18 protein-coding genes are annotated in these 16,210 nt (G+C 62.8%); 8 read left to right on the plus strand and 10 right to left on the minus strand.

What is annotated here, in order from left to right:
• Nucleotides 1-293 precede the first annotated feature (293 nt).
• Nucleotides 294-1,061 (plus strand): SDR family oxidoreductase, encoded by a 768-nt coding sequence (locus ABIE20_RS21670; RefSeq protein WP_429507220.1) that lies wholly within the window; start codon nucleotides 294-296, stop codon nucleotides 1,059-1,061.
• 12 nt (nucleotides 1,062-1,073) lie between these two features.
• Here ABIE20_RS21670 and ABIE20_RS21675 read toward each other — a convergent pair whose 3' ends face one another.
• The 3 genes from ABIE20_RS21675 to ABIE20_RS21685 form a co-directional block, all read right to left on the minus strand.
• Nucleotides 1,074-2,183 carry an AGE family epimerase/isomerase gene (locus ABIE20_RS21675; protein WP_429507221.1) on the minus strand — a complete coding sequence of 370 codons (1,110 nt, stop codon included), beginning with the start codon at nucleotides 2,181-2,183 and terminating at the stop codon, nucleotides 1,074-1,076.
• Nucleotides 2,184-2,351: 168 nt separating this feature from the next.
• Nucleotides 2,352-2,981 carry a TetR family transcriptional regulator gene (locus ABIE20_RS21680; RefSeq protein ID WP_038997422.1) on the minus strand — a complete coding sequence of 210 codons (630 nt, stop codon included), beginning with the start codon at nucleotides 2,979-2,981 and terminating at the stop codon, nucleotides 2,352-2,354.
• Nucleotides 2,982-3,115: 134 nt separating this feature from the next.
• On the minus strand, nucleotides 3,116-3,475 hold the full coding sequence (locus tag ABIE20_RS21685) for a hypothetical protein (protein ID WP_429507223.1): 360 nt from the start codon (nucleotides 3,473-3,475) through the stop codon (nucleotides 3,116-3,118).
• 341 nt (nucleotides 3,476-3,816) lie between these two features.
• Between ABIE20_RS21685 and ABIE20_RS21690 the strand changes: the two genes are divergently transcribed.
• The gene (locus ABIE20_RS21690) at nucleotides 3,817-5,877 is read left to right on the plus strand and encodes an AsmA family protein (RefSeq protein WP_429507224.1); all 2,061 of its coding nucleotides are present in this window, start codon (nucleotides 3,817-3,819) and stop codon (nucleotides 5,875-5,877) included.
• Between the two features lie 96 nt (nucleotides 5,878-5,973).
• Here ABIE20_RS21690 and ABIE20_RS21695 read toward each other — a convergent pair whose 3' ends face one another.
• Nucleotides 5,974-6,504 (minus strand): ferritin-like domain-containing protein, encoded by a 531-nt coding sequence (locus tag ABIE20_RS21695; protein ID WP_123564970.1) that lies wholly within the window; start codon nucleotides 6,502-6,504, stop codon nucleotides 5,974-5,976.
• A gap of 90 nt (nucleotides 6,505-6,594) precedes the next feature.
• Nucleotides 6,595-6,948, minus strand: coding sequence for an osmotically-inducible lipoprotein OsmE (gene osmE, locus ABIE20_RS21700; RefSeq protein ID WP_429507227.1), 354 nt, complete (start codon nucleotides 6,946-6,948; stop codon nucleotides 6,595-6,597).
• Nucleotides 6,949-7,071: 123 nt separating this feature from the next.
• On the opposite strand from osmE, the gene ABIE20_RS21705 reads away from it, so the two are divergent.
• Nucleotides 7,072-7,962: an alpha/beta fold hydrolase gene (locus ABIE20_RS21705; RefSeq protein WP_429507229.1), complete on the plus strand. Its 891-nt coding sequence runs from the start codon at nucleotides 7,072-7,074 to the stop codon at nucleotides 7,960-7,962.
• On the opposite strand, the gene ABIE20_RS21710 is transcribed toward ABIE20_RS21705, so the two are convergent.
• Nucleotides 7,943-8,836, minus strand: a complete 894-nt coding sequence (locus ABIE20_RS21710) for a DMT family transporter (RefSeq protein WP_429507230.1) — start codon at nucleotides 8,834-8,836, stop codon at nucleotides 7,943-7,945. The genes ABIE20_RS21705 and ABIE20_RS21710 overlap by 20 nt on opposite strands.
• Before the next feature lie 98 nt (nucleotides 8,837-8,934).
• Between ABIE20_RS21710 and ABIE20_RS21715 the strand changes: the two genes are divergently transcribed.
• Entirely contained in the window at nucleotides 8,935-9,726 is a 792-nt protein-coding gene (locus ABIE20_RS21715; RefSeq protein ID WP_429507231.1) for an AraC family transcriptional regulator, read from the plus strand.
• Nucleotides 9,727-9,788: 62 nt separating this feature from the next.
• Nucleotides 9,789-10,070: a PsiF family protein gene (locus ABIE20_RS21720; RefSeq protein WP_045196923.1), complete on the plus strand. Its 282-nt coding sequence runs from the start codon at nucleotides 9,789-9,791 to the stop codon at nucleotides 10,068-10,070.
• A gap of 6 nt (nucleotides 10,071-10,076) precedes the next feature.
• On the opposite strand, the gene ABIE20_RS21725 is transcribed toward ABIE20_RS21720, so the two are convergent.
• Nucleotides 10,077-10,997 carry a hypothetical protein gene (locus ABIE20_RS21725; RefSeq protein WP_429507233.1) on the minus strand — a complete coding sequence of 307 codons (921 nt, stop codon included), beginning with the start codon at nucleotides 10,995-10,997 and terminating at the stop codon, nucleotides 10,077-10,079.
• Between the two features lie 219 nt (nucleotides 10,998-11,216).
• On the opposite strand from ABIE20_RS21725, the gene ABIE20_RS21730 reads away from it, so the two are divergent.
• On the plus strand, nucleotides 11,217-12,224 hold the full coding sequence (locus ABIE20_RS21730) for an AI-2E family transporter (RefSeq protein WP_038997412.1): 1,008 nt from the start codon (nucleotides 11,217-11,219) through the stop codon (nucleotides 12,222-12,224).
• Between the two features lie 108 nt (nucleotides 12,225-12,332).
• Here the strand turns inward: ABIE20_RS21730 and ABIE20_RS21735 are convergent, their stop codons facing one another.
• The gene (locus ABIE20_RS21735) at nucleotides 12,333-13,598 is read right to left on the minus strand and encodes an Hsp70 family protein (protein ID WP_429507235.1); all 1,266 of its coding nucleotides are present in this window, start codon (nucleotides 13,596-13,598) and stop codon (nucleotides 12,333-12,335) included.
• Between the two features lie 160 nt (nucleotides 13,599-13,758).
• On the opposite strand from ABIE20_RS21735, the gene cbpA reads away from it, so the two are divergent.
• Both cbpA and ABIE20_RS21745 read left to right on the plus strand, forming a co-directional pair.
• A complete protein-coding gene (gene cbpA / locus ABIE20_RS21740; protein WP_429507237.1) occupies nucleotides 13,759-14,718 on the plus strand; it encodes a curved DNA-binding protein in 960 nt (319 codons plus the stop codon).
• Between the two features lie 2 nt (nucleotides 14,719-14,720).
• Nucleotides 14,721-15,026, plus strand: coding sequence for a chaperone modulator CbpM (locus ABIE20_RS21745; RefSeq protein WP_038997409.1), 306 nt, complete (start codon nucleotides 14,721-14,723; stop codon nucleotides 15,024-15,026).
• A gap of 108 nt (nucleotides 15,027-15,134) precedes the next feature.
• On the opposite strand, the gene ABIE20_RS21750 is transcribed toward ABIE20_RS21745, so the two are convergent.
• Both ABIE20_RS21750 and ABIE20_RS21755 read right to left on the minus strand, forming a co-directional pair.
• A complete protein-coding gene (locus tag ABIE20_RS21750; RefSeq protein ID WP_429507239.1) occupies nucleotides 15,135-15,656 on the minus strand; it encodes an N-acetyltransferase family protein in 522 nt (173 codons plus the stop codon).
• Between the two features lie 5 nt (nucleotides 15,657-15,661).
• Nucleotides 15,662-16,189 carry an N-acetyltransferase family protein gene (locus ABIE20_RS21755; RefSeq protein ID WP_429507241.1) on the minus strand — a complete coding sequence of 176 codons (528 nt, stop codon included), beginning with the start codon at nucleotides 16,187-16,189 and terminating at the stop codon, nucleotides 15,662-15,664.
• Between the last annotated feature and the right edge of the window lie 21 nt (nucleotides 16,190-16,210).

Consider the following 16,210-nt stretch of genomic DNA (forward strand, 5'->3'; position numbering starts at 1 on the left):
ATGGAAATCCGCGCCTTTGGCGCGCACTTGCGCCCTGAGGTCAAGGCCAGCCTCCAAGGTCAAGGAAAATACTTGCTCAAGGCCCGGTTTACGCGGCGTGCAGGGTTTTCAAGTTGCCCCCGGATTTTGTGGAAGGGCTTGTGGATAAGATGAGCAAAGGTTGCCCCAGGCCGTCTATTACGGGGCTTTCACAGGATTGTTTATTTTTTGTACAGTAATGCGAATGGCTTGCTGCCAAACGCGGCGGCGGGCATGCTGCAACCCCTGTGATCAGCCTCATCAAGGAGACCTGCATGACCTCAACCGTATTCATCACTGGCGCAACCTCCGGCTTCGGCGAAGCCTGCGCCCGTCGTTTTGCGCAAGCCGGCTGGTCGCTGGTGCTGACCGGTCGCCGTCAGGAGCGCCTGGAAGCGCTGTGTGCCGAGCTCTCGCAACAAACCCAGGTGCATGGCCTGGTGCTCGATGTGCGTGATCGCAAGGCCATGGAGGCGGCCATCGACAACCTGCCGCCGGCGTTCGCCAAGTTGCGCGGGCTGATCAACAACGCAGGCCTGGCCCTGGGTGCCGACCCGGCGCCCAAGTGCGACCTGGACGACTGGGAAACCATGGTCGACACCAACATCAAGGGCCTGATGTACAGCACCCGCCTGCTGCTGCCGCGGCTGATCGCCCATGGCCGTGGCGCGACCATCCTCAACGTGGGTTCGGTGGCCGGGAACTATCCGTATCCGGGCAGCCACGTGTATGGCGGCACCAAGGCGTTCGTCGGGCAGTTCTCGCTGAGCCTGCGCTGCGACCTGCAGGGCACTGGCGTACGAGTGAGCAATATCGAGCCGGGCCTGTGCGAGAGCGAGTTCTCGCTGGTACGTTTCGGTGGTGACCAGGCGCGTTACGACGCCACTTATGCCGGGGCTGAGCCGATCCAGCCGCAGGATATCGCCGAGACCATCTTCTGGATCATGAACCAGCCGGCGCACATCAACATCAACAGCCTCGAGCTGATGCCGGTGAGCCAGGCGTGGGCAGGGTTCTCGATCGATCGTTCAGGCAAGGCTTGACCCACGACAGCGTCAAACCTGACGCTGCAGTCCTTCCAGGCAAGTCGCCAGATGGTAAGGCGTAGTCGACGGCATATCGAAGCGGCTGACCTTGCCATTGGCATCCCGGCACTCATGCCAGCCACCGGCATGCAGGAAGTTCTGTTGCAGCGCCTTGAGCTGGGCCAGCACCGTGGCGGCGCTGGCCGGGCGCAAGGTCAGGGCGCGCAGGTATTCGGCCTGGGCCCAGATGCGCTGGGTGGCGTCGCGCACCTGGCCATCGGTGCTGAGCATGGCCAGCACTGCGCTGTCCTTCACACCGCACTGTTCGGCATAGGCAAATGCGCGGCTGAGCGAGGCATGCAGCTCGCTACCGCGTAGCAGCGGCGAAGACTCCAGCAAGTAGAACCATTCGAACTGGTGGCCCGGTTCGAACCAGTTATCCACAGCCCCGCGCGGTTTTTCCAGCATCACCCCGTGTTCGGGGTCGATGAAGTGTGTCTGCATGGCCGCTGCGAGGGTTTGCAGCGCTTGCTCGACGGCTTCGTCGTCACGCACCGAGAGGGTGGCGAGGAAGGCTTCGGCCAGATGCATCAGCGGGTTCTGCAGCGGGCCGCTGGCCAGGTCCGACCAGTCTTCGCCAAGGCTCGCCTCGTACAGGCCGTCATCACGGGCGAACTGCTTGGCTACCACTTCCAGCGCGGCATTGAGGGTCGATTCGACTAGTTGCTCGCGAACCTTGCCCCAGTAATGTGCGCAGGCAAAGACGATGAAGGCATGGGTGTAGAGGTCTTTGCGCCGGTCCAGCGGCTTGCCCTGGGCGTCGATGCTGTAGAACCAGCCGCCGTACTCGGCATCGTGGAAGTGCCGCTGCAAGGAACGGAACAGGGCAGCGGCACGTTCGCTGGCGCCGGGTTGCTCGATACGGCTGCTGAACAGGTACAGCTGGCGCGCGCAGGCCATGGCCCGGTAGCGTTGCACCGGCATGGGTTGCTGCTGCGGGTCGAGGGCTTCGAAGGGCAGGGCCATGTCTTTATTCCAGCCCGGGCCTTGCCACAGCGGCATGATGCGCTGGTCAAAGTGCGCCTGGACCTCGGCGAGCAGGGCGGGCAGATCAGGCTGGGCAGTATCAAAGTCGGGCATGGAAAAAGTTCGTCGCGGTCGGTGCGTTTGCGCGCAATGGTAGCAGGAAACGGCGCTGACTTTGCCGGCCTCATCGCTGGCAAGGCCAGGACTTCGGTAGGATCAGATCTCTCTGTGGGAGCCGGCCTTGCCGGCGATGGGCTGCGACGCAGCCCCAGAACAGACTGCCTACAGCGTACTGAGCCCCTGCCAGTGCTTGGCACCAACAAAGATGAAGCGCAGCTGCTGGGTGATCTTCTCCTGGGCGCTGATCGGTTCCCCGGCAGGCTCGCTCGGCTCGTCGATCAGCTCCGGCAAGGTGGCAAACACGGTTTTCACCACCAGGTCGGCCATCACCGCCAGGGCGGCGGCGTCCAGGTGTTGCCAGCGCGGCATGCGCGCAAGGTCGGTGGCCAGGTCCGAGCTGATGCCCTGGCGCAGGGTGCCGATGGCCTGGCGCACCGGCTGCGAACCGCCGTATTGCTCGCGGGCGAGGAACAGGAACTGGGCGCGGTTGGCCGCCACCACGTCGAGAAAGATCCGCACCGAGGCATCGGTGATGCCGCCCAGCTCGAACTCGTTCTGGCGCACCAGGCGGATGGTCTGGCGAAAGGTTTCGCCCACTTCATTGACCAGGGCCAGGCCCAGTTGGTCCATGTCGGAAAAGTGCCGGTAAAAGCCGGTAGGGACGATGCCTGCGGTTTTTGCCACTTCGCGCAGGCTGATGCTGCCGAAGCCTCGACCGCTTTCCATCAGGTGGCGGGCAGCATCCAGCAGGGCGTGGCGGGTCTGTTGCTTTTGTTCGGCGCGCGGCAGCATGGCAAGTATCGGCAGGCAGTGAAACAGCCCTGCACTCTAATAGCCTGGCGCCGGAAAAACAAAGCCCGGTCAATGGACCGGGCTGGGAGGGGAGCTGCTACAGCGCTGGTGTGTCTTGTTGTCTGGCATAGGCTTCAGCTCGCGCGTTGGTTTTCGATCAGGCGATCAGAGCCACCTTCTGCGACCTCGAAGCGTGCTTTCAAACGGTCAGAACCACCTTCGGCTACTTTGTAATACTGCTTCAGGCGATCAGCACCGCCTTCGGCAACGCGGTTGTTGCGTTCCAGCAGGCGATCGGAGCCACCTTCGGCAACGCGGTTGTTACGGTCGATCAGGCGATCCGAGCCACCTTCGGCCAGCGGGTTCAGCGGCTGCGAGATGACCGTCGAGCTCGAACGCGATTCGGCGGTCAGGGCCTGGTCGGCGGCAGGAACGGCAAAGGCGTTGGCGGCCAGGATGGACAGGGACAGGCTTAGCAGTAATTGGCGTTTCATGATTCGGTGCTCCTCGACGGGGCTGGAAAGTGGGTACGGAGCCAATGCTACGCCGGGAAACGCCAGATAAAAGTTCATAAAGATAATGGTAACAATCAACGCAATTGATGCTTTGCAGCAGCCGCTCTAGACCGTAGCTTACGGCGCGGTCAACTACGGCGTCGAGAGCGTTACCGCAGCCTTTGGGTAAGGTAACGATCGACAAAAGTTGAGAAAAAGGTCAGAAAAAACCTGGTTATCATGGCCAATCGATTAAACCCCTCGGCGTTTCATCAGTCCGAACAGATAAGTGCCATCAACGCGCCCGCTTTTTGCCATGCAGTCATCAGGAGAATCGTGCAATGACGCGCCCCGCCAAAATCATCACCTGGACCCTCGCCAGCCTGCTGCTGGTGCTGGCGATCCTGGTGATCGTCATCGCTACCTTCGACTGGAACCGGGTCAAGCCCACCCTTAATGCCAAGGTCTCCGAAGCGCTGCACCGGCCCTTCGCCATCAACGGCAACCTGGCGGTGCGCTGGCAGCGCGAGCCTGAGCAGGGCGGCTGGCGCGCCTGGCTGCCGTGGCCGCACTTCATCGCCGAAGACCTGACCCTGGGCAACCCGGACTGGCTCAAGGAGCCGCAGATGGTCGGCCTCAAGCGCGTCGAGTTCCGCCTGGCGCCGCTGCCGTTGCTGCTGCAGCAAATTGTCATTCCGCGCATCGACCTCAACCAGCCGACCGCCAGCCTCAAGCGCCTGGCCGATGGCCGCGCCAACTGGACTTTCGACTTCGGCCCCAAGGACGAGCAGGCAGAACCGTCGAAGTGGGTGTTGGACATCGGCGCCATCGGCTTCGACAAGGGCCAGGTCAGTCTTGATGACCAGACCCTGAAAACCCGTCTGGACGTGCTCATCGACCCGCTGGGCAAGCCGATCCCGTTCAGCGACATCGTCGGCAAGGCTTCAGCGCAGAAGGCCGGTGCCGCCCAGGACTACGCCTTCGGCCTCAAGGTCAAGGGCCGCTACAAAGGCCAGGCGCTGACCGGTACCGGCAAGATCGGCGGTTTGCTGGCCTTGCAGGATGCTTCGCAACCGTTCCCGCTACAGGCAGACATGGTCATTGGCGATACCCGCATCGCCGTGGCCGGCACCCTCACCGACCCACGCAACCTCGGTGCCCTCGACCTGCGCCTGCGCCTGTCGGGCGCGAGCCTCGCTAACCTGTATCCGCTGACCGACGTGACCCTGCCTGATTCGCCGCCCTACGCCACCGACGGTCATCTGACCGCCAAGCTGCATGAACCCGGCGGCGCGGTGTTTCGCTACGAAGGCTTCAACGGCAAGATCGGCGACAGCGATATCCACGGTGACCTGGCGTTCGTCGCCAGCCAGCCACGGCCGAAGCTGACCGGCAAGCTGGTTTCCAACCAGTTGCTGTTCAAGGACCTGGCGCCGCTGATCGGCGCCGACTCCAATGCCCAGCAGAAAGCCCGCGGCGGTGCCAGCAAGCAACCGGCAGGCAAGGTGCTGCCGGTCGAGGAGTTTCGCACCGAACGCTGGCGGACCATGGACGCCGACGTGACCTTCAGCGGCAAGCGCATCGTGCACAGTGCCGAGCTGCCGTTCACTGACCTGTCCAGCCACTTTGTCCTTGATGACGGTGTGCTACGCCTGGAGCCGCTGCGCTTTGGCATCGCCGGCGGCAAGCTCGACGCCCAGGTACGCCTCGATGGCCGTAGCGTGCCGCTGCAGGGACGGGCGCAACTGAGTGCGCGCAACTTCAAGCTCAAGCAACTGTTCCCGACCTTCGAGCCGATGAAAACCAGCTTCGGCGAGCTCAATGGCGACGCCGACCTCAGCGGGCGCGGCAACTCGGTCGCAGCCCTGCTGGCCACCGCCAATGGCGACCTGAAGATGCTCATCAATGACGGGGCTATCAGCCGTGGCTTGATGGAAATCGCCGGGCTCAACGTCGGCAACTATGTGGTCGGCAAGCTGTTTGGCGACAAGGAAGTGAAGATCAACTGCGCGGCCGCCGATTTCGGCATCAAGGACGGTTTGGCCACGACCCGGGTGTTCGTCTTCGATACCGAGAACGCGATCATCTACATCGATGGCACAGCCAACTTTGCCAGCGAGCAGTTGGACCTGAAGATCAATCCGGAGTCCAAAGGCGTGCGTCTGTTCTCGCTGCGTTCGCCGCTGTATGTGCGCGGACCGTTTGCCAAACCCAGTGCCGGCGTGCAGGCGCTGCCGCTGGCGCTACGGGGCGCGGGGATGGTGGCGTTGGGCGTGGTTGCCGGCCCGGCAGCCGGCTTGCTGGCGTTGATTGCACCGAGTGGCGATGTGCCCAATCAATGCACACCGTTGCTGGAGCAGATGAAGGCTGGCAAGGCACCGCGGGCGGTGAAGGCGGGGTAAATGTGTGGGGCGGGGCCGCTTTGCGGCCCATCGCTGGCAAGGCCAGCTCCCACAGGTCAGCGATGGGCCGCGGCGCGGCCCTTTGGCAGGAGGGGATCAGAGGCCTTGGAGCAAATCCGCCATGTCGTCGGCGTGCTCTTCTTCCTGGGCCAGGATATCTTCGAAAATGCGCCGGGTGGTCGGGTCGCTTTCGCCGATGTACTGGATGATCTCGCGATAGCTGTCGATGGCGATCCGCTCGGCGATCAGGTCTTCCAGGACCATTTCCTTGAGGTTGTTGCCGGCGACGTACTGGGCATGGGAGTTCTTGCTCAGGTTATCCGGGTTCAGGTCCGGCTCGCCGCCCAGCTGGACAATGCGCTCGGCCAGTTTGTCGGCATGCTCCAGCTCCTGGGTGGCGTGCTCGAGGAACTCGTCAGCGGCGACACTGGCCTTGATCCCGCTGGCCATGTAGTAGTGGCGCTTGTAGCGCAGGGCGCAGACCCACTCGGTGGCCAGCGACTCGTTGAGCAGGCGCAGGATTTTCTCCCGGTCGGCGCTGTAGCCTTCGGTCACCGCACCCTGCTCGACATGCTGGCGGGCGCGTTCGCGCAAGGTTTTAACATCGGTCAGTTCAACGTTGCTCATCATCATCTCCAGGCTGAAAACGGATAGATCTTCACGCTCTGTCGGCGCGCTGGTTACTTAAGCTGTGAGTCCCAGGCACGCGGAAAAGTTTTATAGCTTGGCCTTGGCCTTCTCGACGGCATCGTCATCGACCTGGCGTTGTTCGCAGGTCTTGAAACCCTTGGCGTCGACATGGCCGGTGGCGTCGAAGCGCACGTAGTAGGCCTGCTGCTTGCCGTCACGGTTGAGGATGTAGTTGTTGCAGGTTCCGCCATGCGGCAGGTCGATCACTGTCGATGGGCTGCCGCCAATGGCAATCACCCGCTGCATGGTCATGCCGTTCTCGACCTGCTTGACCAGCGGTTCTTCGTGGTAAGTGACGTAGTCCACCGGGTTCTCCGGACGGCTGCCGCAGGCGGCCAGGGTGGCGGTGGTCAGCAGAATGGCCAGGGTCTGTTTGTACATGGTTGAGCTCCTTGCTGAGGGTCTATTGGCTTGGAACCCCAGCGAGCGGCGGGAGTTCGATTGCGATTGCCATCGAATTGCCTGTAGGGTTGGCCGACTGTCCACGGAACGGGGAATGCAGCCATGGCCCAAGGGCTCGCCACGCGTTATCCACTGGTGCTGGTGCCGGGTATGCTCGGGTTTGTCCGCTTGCTGCTGTATCCCTACTGGTTCGGGATCGTTTCGGCGTTGCGCCGGGGCGGGGCCCAGGTGTTTGCCGTGCAGGTGTCGCCGCTGAACTCCTGCGAGGTGCGCGGCGAGCAGTTGCTGCTGATCATTGCCGATATCCGCCAGCGTACCGGCGCCGACAAGGTCAACCTGCTCGGCCACAGCCAGGGCGCTCTGACCGCGCGTTATGCGGCGGCCAAACGACCGGAATGGGTGGCGTCGGTCACCTCGATTGCCGGGCCCAATCACGGCTCGGAGCTGGCCGATCACCTGCATGACTATTACCCCGCTCACTCCGCTCGTGGCCGTGTGCTCAAAGCCATGCTGCATGGGTTGGCGGTGTTGATGGGCTGGCTGGAAACCGGCTGGCGCGGGCCGAAACTGCCGATCGACGTGCACGCCTCGCACCAGTCGCTCACCAGTGCCGGTGTGGCGCGCTTCAACCAGGCTTATCCACAGGGCCTGCCGACGACCTGGGGCGGGGAGGGGCCGGCCCAGGTCAATGGTGTGCGTTACTACTCCTGGTCCGGCACCTTGCAGCCGGGCGTTACCGATCGAGGCCTCAACCGCCTGGATGGCAGCAACCGCTTTTGCCGCCTGTTCGCCCGCACCTTTGTGCGGGAAAAGGGCCAGTGCGACGGCATGGTCGGGCGCTTCAGTTCGCACTTGGGCCAGGTGATCGGCGATGACTATCCGCTCGATCACCTGGACATCGTCAATCAGTCGCTAGGGGCGGTGGGCAAGGGCGCGGAGCCGGTGCGGCTGTTCACCGAGCACGCTGCCAGGCTCAAGGCTGCGGGGCTGTAACGCGGCGGCGCAGGGGTGTTTTCCAGCGTTCGGCGAGGATCACCCCGACCAGGGTCAGCACCCCGCCGACCAGGTGATAGAGGGCCAGTTGCTCGCCCAGCACCATGGCGGCAATCACCGCCGTGACTGCCGGCAGCAGGTTGAAGAACAGCGTCGTGCGGCTCGGGCCGAGGCGGCTGACCGCCTGCATCCAGGCCAGCGGCGCAATCATCGAGGCCAGAACGCAGGCATAGATCACCAGGCCGATATTGCCTGCGCCCAGGCCGGTCTTGGGCGAGAGCACGAACAGTGGAAACAGCACGATGATCGCCACCAGCACCTGCAGGTACAGCAGTTGCAGCGGCGGGATGCGCAGCTGCCACTTTTTCAGCAGGGTGCTGTACACCGCATAGGCCAGGGTGGCGATCAGCATCAGTGCATCGCCGCCATTCACCCCGTGTTGGACCAGCACCGCCAGATCACCGGCCGAGACCACCACCAGCACACCCACGAACGACACCACGGCGCCAATCAGGGCGCCGATGGTCAGGCGCTGGCCGAGGCTGATGATCGCCAGGGCCAGGGACATCAACGGCATCAGCGAAAGGATGATGCCCATGTTGGTGGCGCTGGTGATGGCGGCGGCGAAGTAGGCCAGGCTCTGGTACACGGCCATGCCGAGCACGCCAAGGATGAAGATCTTGCCCAGGTTCGGGCTGATGGCCGCCCAGTTACGTAGCACCGGCCGCAGCAGGAAAGGTGTAAACAGCAGGCCGGCCAGCAACCAGCGATAGAAACCGATCTCGGCCGGGAAGATTGCCCCGGCGGACATCTTGGTGACCACGGTATTGCCGGCCCAGATGAAGATTGCCAGCAACGGAAACGCATAATTCATGAAACGGGAACTCTTGAGGATACAGGCGGCTATTATCCACCTGTCTGTCCCGTTGCTTATACTTGTATCCAGACAACCTGCGCATAGATCCAGACAGCATGGCGATAAAGTACCTGAACATCCCGCAATTGGAGGCCTTGCCGGCCCCGGTGTACTTTCGCTACGACGAATTCGGCGCCGACACCCACAGCGCCGCCCACCGGCATGCCTGGGGCCAGCTCAACTATGCGGCCCACGGCATCATGCACCTGGAGATCGACGACCAGCGCTTCATCTCGCCGCCGCACTATGCGGTGTGGGTGCCGCCCGACACCGAGCACAGTTGCTACAACCCCCAGGCCATCGTCTATCGCTCGGTGTATCTGGATCGCGAGGTGTGCGAAGGGCTGCCAGGCGAGCCTTGCACCTTGGTGATCAGCGACATACTCAAAGCCATACTCGGAGATTTTGCCGCCCGTGACGTCAAGGTGCCGCAAGACCCAGCCGACCAGCGCCTGGCCCAGGTGCTGGTCGACCAACTGCGCCGAGCCCCGGCCCAGACCTGTTACCTGCCGTACGCGCGCAGCGCCGGTTTGAGTGAGGTGTTGCAGGCGCTGCACGCCGAGCCTGGCGACAATCGCCCGCTCGGCTATTGGGCTGCCAGTGTGCATGTCAGCGAACGCACCCTGGCCCGGCAGTTCATTCGCGAGCTGGGCATGAGCTTTGGCGAATGGCGCCTGCGTTTGCGCTTTCTGCGTGCTATCGAAGCACTGGAGCAAAATCTGCCGACCCAACAGATTGCCTTCGACCTGGGCTACAGCAGCGCCTCGGCGTTCATCGCCATGTTCCAGCGCCAGGCCCATTGCACCCCGGAGCAATACCGGCGGCAGGCTCGCGCTGGAGGTTTGTAAGAATATTTGTCTACACTTCGGCCAAGGCTGCGCGTGGTGCGCAGCGACCAGGAGAAAACGCCATGAAGATGGTGCGTGTGCCGTTGCTGTTGCTCGGTTTGCTGATGTGTTCCCAAGGATTTGCCGCCACGGCGCAACAGGAGAAAATGAAAACCTGTAACGCCGATGCCACCACCAAGGCGCTCAAGGGCGACGAGCGCAAGGCGTTCATGAGCACCTGCCTGAAAGCCAAGCCTGCGACCCAGCAGGACAAAATGAAAACCTGCAACGCCGACGCCACCACCAAGGCGCTCAAGGGTGATGAGCGCAAGGCGTACATGAGCGACTGCCTGAAGAAAAAGTAACCTGCGTCAGTTGGCGTAAGTCACCGACTCGAGCCGGTCCAGGCCCTGGCCGATAAACAGCGAGAACGGCCGGCCGGGGTGGTCGGCCAGCTCCCGGCAGTCGCTCTGGAGCATGCTGATGCGCTGGTCGGTGCCTGAGTAAAGGTTAACGCTCTGCTTGCCCAGTGAGCCGATTTCGAAGGCCATCTCGAACGGGCCGTACGGATTGCGCTGCAGCGTCCGTTCGGCTTGCCAGGCCTTGATCTGACCGTTGCGGATTCGCTCCTTCAGGACCGGGTCCTTGAAATCGAACTGTGCAGGCACCGTGGCGTAACGCATCTGACCGTACTCGATGACCACCTGCGCACGTTCCGACGGGCCTTCCTCGAGCTGCACGATCGACCTGAGCTTGAATGGCCCGCGCGAGACTTCGGCCAGCACGTGGCAGGTGATGATGCTCGACACTTCGCTCTTGTTCTCGGCGGCCTGGATGCTGTCCATGAGGGTGGCGGTGGAAAGCGCTTCGATACGGCTGCCAAGCTTGATCTCGAGGGTGACCGGACCCTTGATCTTTTCCAGCGCCTCGCGCCAGACCTGGTACTGGGGCTCCAGTGACTGCGGTTCAAGGGTGACGTCGACTTCCCAGGACGTGGCCGCTCGGGCCCGGGGGATTTCGTCGAACAACTCGCGCAGGGCCTGACGCTTACCGGCATCGAGCGAGCGCGAGACGCTGATGAGCAAGTCCTGGTGGTGGTCATTGTCGAGTTCGACCTCGATGTCCTTCGGGTCGATACCAAGCCTCAGAATGGCCTGGTACAGGTCATCGCCGTATTGCTGTCTGAGGTCGCCATAGTAGGCGCTGACCGGCTGCGCGAAATGCAGGGTGGCGAAGTCTTCCGAACAGCCGCCAAGCAGCAACAGGGGAAGCAGGACAAGCAGTTTGCGCATGGTTTTGAACTCTGTGCCTGGAAGATGGGAAGGCACAGAGGGATTCCTGTTTCGCCTGCCTGCGAATGCGCCAGCGCGGCGCCGCCATTCCATTGGGGGCGGCAATCATAGAAACATCAGGGCGGCATTACCAGCCGCAACGCCGCTGCGTGCCACTATGCCTGCCGGGCGAAGGCTGGCAGACTGCCGGTTTTCCATGCCGTCGCCTTTCGAGGTTGTATGACCTTTACTCAGCGCCAGATCACCCTGGCCAGTTGGATCATCGTCTTCACCGGCCTGTTGCTGGTGTTGCCGCTCAAGTTGTTGCCGAGCCTGCTGGCCGGGCTGCTGGTGTTCGAACTGGTCAACATGCTCACGCCCAAGCTGCAGCACCTGATATCCGGCCAACGGGCACGCTGGCTGGCGGTGGCGTTGCTGGGTACCCTGGTGGTCAGCACCTTGACCCTGCTGTTTGCCGGCGCCATCAGTTTCCTTCTGCACGAAGCGGAGAACCCCGGGGCATCGCTGGACAAGTTCATGCTCCTGGTCGACCAGGCGCGCGGGCAACTGCCGCCGTTCATCGACGCCTACCTGCCGGCCAGTGCCTCGGAGTTCAAGGTGGCCATCGGCGAATGGCTCAAGACCCACCTGGGCGAATTGCAACTGGTGGGCAAGGGCGCGGCGCACATGTTCGTCACCTTGCTGATCGGCATGATCCTCGGTGCCATCGTCGCCCTGCAGCGCATCCCCGATATCTCCAAGCGCAAGCCCCTGGCGGCGGCGCTGTTTAACCGCCTGGCGCTGCTGGTACAGGCGTTTCGCAACATCGTCTTTGCGCAGATCAAGATTTCCCTGCTCAACACCTTCTTCACCGGCATCTTTCTCGCCGTGGTGCTGCCACTGTTCGGCGTGCACCTGCCGCTGACCAAGACCCTGATCGTGCTGACCTTCCTGCTTGGCCTGCTGCCGGTGATCGGCAACCTGATGTCCAACACCCTGATCACCATCGTCGGCTTGTCGTTATCGATCTGGGTGGCGATGGCGGCGTTGGGTTACCTGATCGTTATCCACAAGGTCGAGTACTTCCTCAACGCGCGGATCGTTGGCGGGCAGATCAGTGCCAAGTCGTGGGAATTGCTGCTGGCGATGCTGGTGTGCGAGGCGGCGTTCGGGCTGCCGGGGGTGGTGGCCGGGCCGATCTATTACGCCTATTTGAAGAGTGAGTTGCGCCAGCAAGAGCTGGTGTGATCTGAAGGCTATCGCCGGCAACGCCGGCTCCCACAGGGATAGTGTGCAGCAATACTTTGTGGGAGCCGGCGTTGCCGGCGAAAGGGCCGCAACGCGGCCCCGGCTATCTCAACCGTAACGCTTGCGCGCCTCGATCGCCAAGCCGCTGCCAATGCTGCCAAAGATGTTGCCTTCGACATGCCGGGCATTGGGCAGCATCGCCGCCACGCTCTGGCGCAACGCCGGGATGCCGCTGGAGCCGCCGGTGAAGAACACTGTATCGACCTGTGCCACACCCACGCCAGCCTTGGCCAGCAACTCGCTGACGCTGCCGCGCACGCGCTCGAGCAGGTTGTCGATCGACTCTTCGAACAGCGCCCGGGTCAGTTCGACGCTGAGCCCCGGCTGGACCCGCTTGAGGTCGACCAGGCGGCGGTCGTTGTGGGTCAGTTCGATCTTGGTTTCTTCCACTTCCATTGCCAGCCAGTGCCCGGCGCGCTGTTCGATCAGCTTGAACAGGCGGTCGATGCCGTCGGTGTCTTCGATGTCGTAGCGCATGCTGCCCAGGGCCAGCTGGGATTTTTGCGAGTACACCGAGTTGATGGTGTGCCAGGTGGCCAGGTTCATGTGGTGGCTGGTGGGCATGAAGGCACCGCTTTTCATCCGGCTGCCGTAGCCGAACAGCGGCATCACGCCCTGCAGGCTCAGTTGCTTGTCGAAGTCGGTACCGCCGATGTGCACGCCGCCGGTGGCGAGGATGTCCTGCTGGCGGTCATCGAGCATGTGCCGTTCAGGGGCCAGGCGCACCAGGGAGAAGTCCGAGGTACCACCGCCGATGTCGACGATCAGCACCAGTTCTTCGCCCTGGATGTTCGACTCGTAGTCGAACGCGGCGGCAATCGGTTCGTACTGGAACGAGACTTCCTTGAAGCCGATCTTCTTCGCGACTTCGGCCAGGGTGTCCTCGGCTTCCTGGTCGGCGGCCTGGTCGTCATCGACGAAATGCACCGGGCGGCCCAGCACCACTTCGTCGAAGGCGCGGCCGGCATTGGCCTCGGCGCGCTTTTTCAGCTCGCCGATGAACATCCCCAGCAGGTCCTTGAACGGCAGTGCGGTGCCCAGCACGCTGGTGTCGTGCTTGATCAGCTTGGAACCCAGCAGGCTCTTGAGCGAGCGCATCAGGCGGCCTTCATAGCCTTCGAGGTATTCGTGCAGGGCCAGGCGGCCATACACCGGGCGGCGCTCCTCGATGTTGAAGAACACCACCGACGGCAGGGTGATCTTGCCGTCTTCCAGGGCGATCAACGACTCCACGCCCGGGCGGTGCCAGCCGACGGTGGAGTTGGAGGTGCCAAAGTCGATGCCGCAGGCACGGGCCGGGGATGCGTCACTCATGGGTTGTACTTCCGGGGGAAAAACGGCCGCGCAGTTTATGCCAGCCGTCAGCAGAATCAAGACCGATTATCTGCTTTGCGGCAAACCCATGGGCACCTTGAAAGGCTATGCTTGACCCCAATCTACACAAGCATTCGATTAACCCATGGTGATTCCTTAGATGGACTTCAAAGACTATTACAAGATTCTTGGCGTTGAGCCCACTGCGGATGACAAGGCGATCAAGACCGCCTACCGCAAGCTTGCGCGCAAGTATCACCCGGACGTCAGCAAAGAGCGTGACGCCGAGGAGAAATTCAAGGAGGCCAACGAGGCCTATGAAGCCCTGAGCAGCCCGGAAAAACGCGCCGAGTACGACGAGCTGCGCAAGTACGGCCAGCATGGCCGGCCGTTCCAGGGCCCGCCAGGCTGGCAAAGCCGTGGTTCGGCAGGTGCCGAGGGTTTCGGCGACGGTGGCGATTTTTCCGATTTCTTCAGCTCGATCTTCGGTTCGCGCGGTGGCAACGGCAATCCTTTTGGCCGCGGCCAGCAACGCAGTGCCGGACGGCGGGGGCAGGACGTGGAAATGGAACTGGCGATTTTCCTTGAGGAAACCCTGTCCAGCGAGTCCAAGCAGATCAGCTTTCAGGTGCCGCAGCACAACGCCAGCGGCCAGCGCACGGGCTTTACCACCAAGACCCTGAACGTGAAGATCCCGGCCGGCGTCAGCGACGGCGAGAAAATCCGCCTCAAGGGCCAGGGCGCCCCGGGCGTCGGTGGCGGCGCCAATGGCGACCTGTTCCTGACCATTCGCATGGCACCGCACCCGCTGTTCGATGTCGAAGGTCATGACCTGATCATCACCGTGCCCCTGGCACCGTGGGAGGCCGCGCTGGGCACCAAGGTAGAAATGCCGACCCTGACCGGCAAGGTCAACCTGACCATCCGTCCGGACAGCCAGAACGGTCAGCGCCTGCGGATCAAGGGCATGGGCCTGAGCAACAAGCAGGGCCAGCGTGGCGACCTGTATGCGCAATTGAAAGTGGTGATGCCGAGCCAGTCCGATGCCGCTGCCCGTGAGCTGTGGACCAAGCTGTCGGAGAAGGCCGCGTTCAACCCGAGGACACAATGGAGTAGCTGATCATGAGCAGTACCCTGATCGTTCAACTGGACATGCAGACCCTCTGTCAGGAAGCCGATCTGCCGGCGGCCTACGTGATCGAAATCGTCGAACACGGCATTGTCGAGCCTTCCGGGCGAACGCCGGAAGACTGGCTGTTTGACGATCAGGCGCCGGTGCTGGCCAAGCGCGCGGCCAAGCTGCATCACGATCTTGAGCTTGAGTGGGAAGGGGTGGCACTGGCGCTGGAGCTGCTGGAGGAAGTGCAGCAACTGCGCAGCGAGAACAGCATGCTCAGGCAACGCCTGGGGCGGTTTGTGCAGGGCTGATTTCATTGCGTACGCTGCGCGGCCGATCGCCGGCAAGGCCGGCTCCCACACTGGCCCTGTGCATGCAGTACCCTGTGGCCGGCCTTGCCGGCGATTGGCCCTGAAGACCTAGAGCAATTTGTAGTACAACGCCGTCGCCCGATAGACCCTATCCGGGCCACAGGCGTAATCCGGAATCTCGCCCGCCTTGCTGTAGCCCAGCGATCGATAAAAAACCTCGGCCCCCGAGCCGGCCTCGGTATCCAGATAGAGCATGCCGCGCTGCTTTTGCCGCGCCGCCAGTTCCAGGGCCTGCATCAGTTGCTGGCCAAGGCCGCGGCGCCGTGCCGCGCTGTGCACCAGCAGCTTTTGCACTTCGGCGCGGTTCAAACCGTTGGGTTTCAGGCATAGCCCCAACTGCACGCTGCCCAGCACTTCCTTGTCCTTGCCCACCACCCACAGCAACAGCTCACCGCTGACCAGGCGCTGACGCACCTCTTCGAAGTAGCGCTCGGCCTGCTGCACATCGATATCCGCCAGAAACCCCACCGAGGCGCCGTGTTGCACGGCGTCGAGCAGCAACGCCACCAGGCCGTCGTGGTAATAGGCAAAGCTTTCATGGGTCACACGGTTGAGCTGCGCAGCATTCACAGGTGTCACTCCTTTGTCGGGGGCGGGGCATCGGGGTTGAGGATCAACTGCATGAAGGTCAGGTCCAGCCAGCGGCCAAACTTCACCCCGACCTGGGGCATCTGCCCGTTGAGGGTGAAGCCCAGGCGCTGGTGCAGGCGAATAGAGGCGGCGTTGCCGCTTTCGATGGCGGCGACCATCACGTGCTTGTTGCAGGCGCGGGCCCGTTCGATCAACGCTTGCATCAGCCCGGGGCCCAGGCCGTTGCCGCGCTGGTCGCTGCGGATGTACACCGAGTGCTCGACGGTATGGCGAAAGCCTTCGAACGGTCGCCAGTCGCCAAACGAAGCATAGCCCAGTACCTGCTCGCCGGCGTCCACCGCCACCAGGATAGGGTAGCCCTGGGCCTGGCGGGTGTCGAACCAGGCCTGGCGGTTGGCGAGGTCCACCGCTTGCTCGTTCCAGATCGCCGTAGTGTTGAGCACGGCATCGTTGTAAATATCGCGAATGCCTGGCAGGTCGGCAGGCACAGCATCGCGCAGCAGGTAAGTCATGGCAGGATCTCGAACAGGGAC

Source organism: Pseudomonas sp. 2835 (genome assembly GCF_050435905.1).
Lineage (GTDB): Bacteria > Pseudomonadota > Gammaproteobacteria > Pseudomonadales > Pseudomonadaceae > Aquipseudomonas.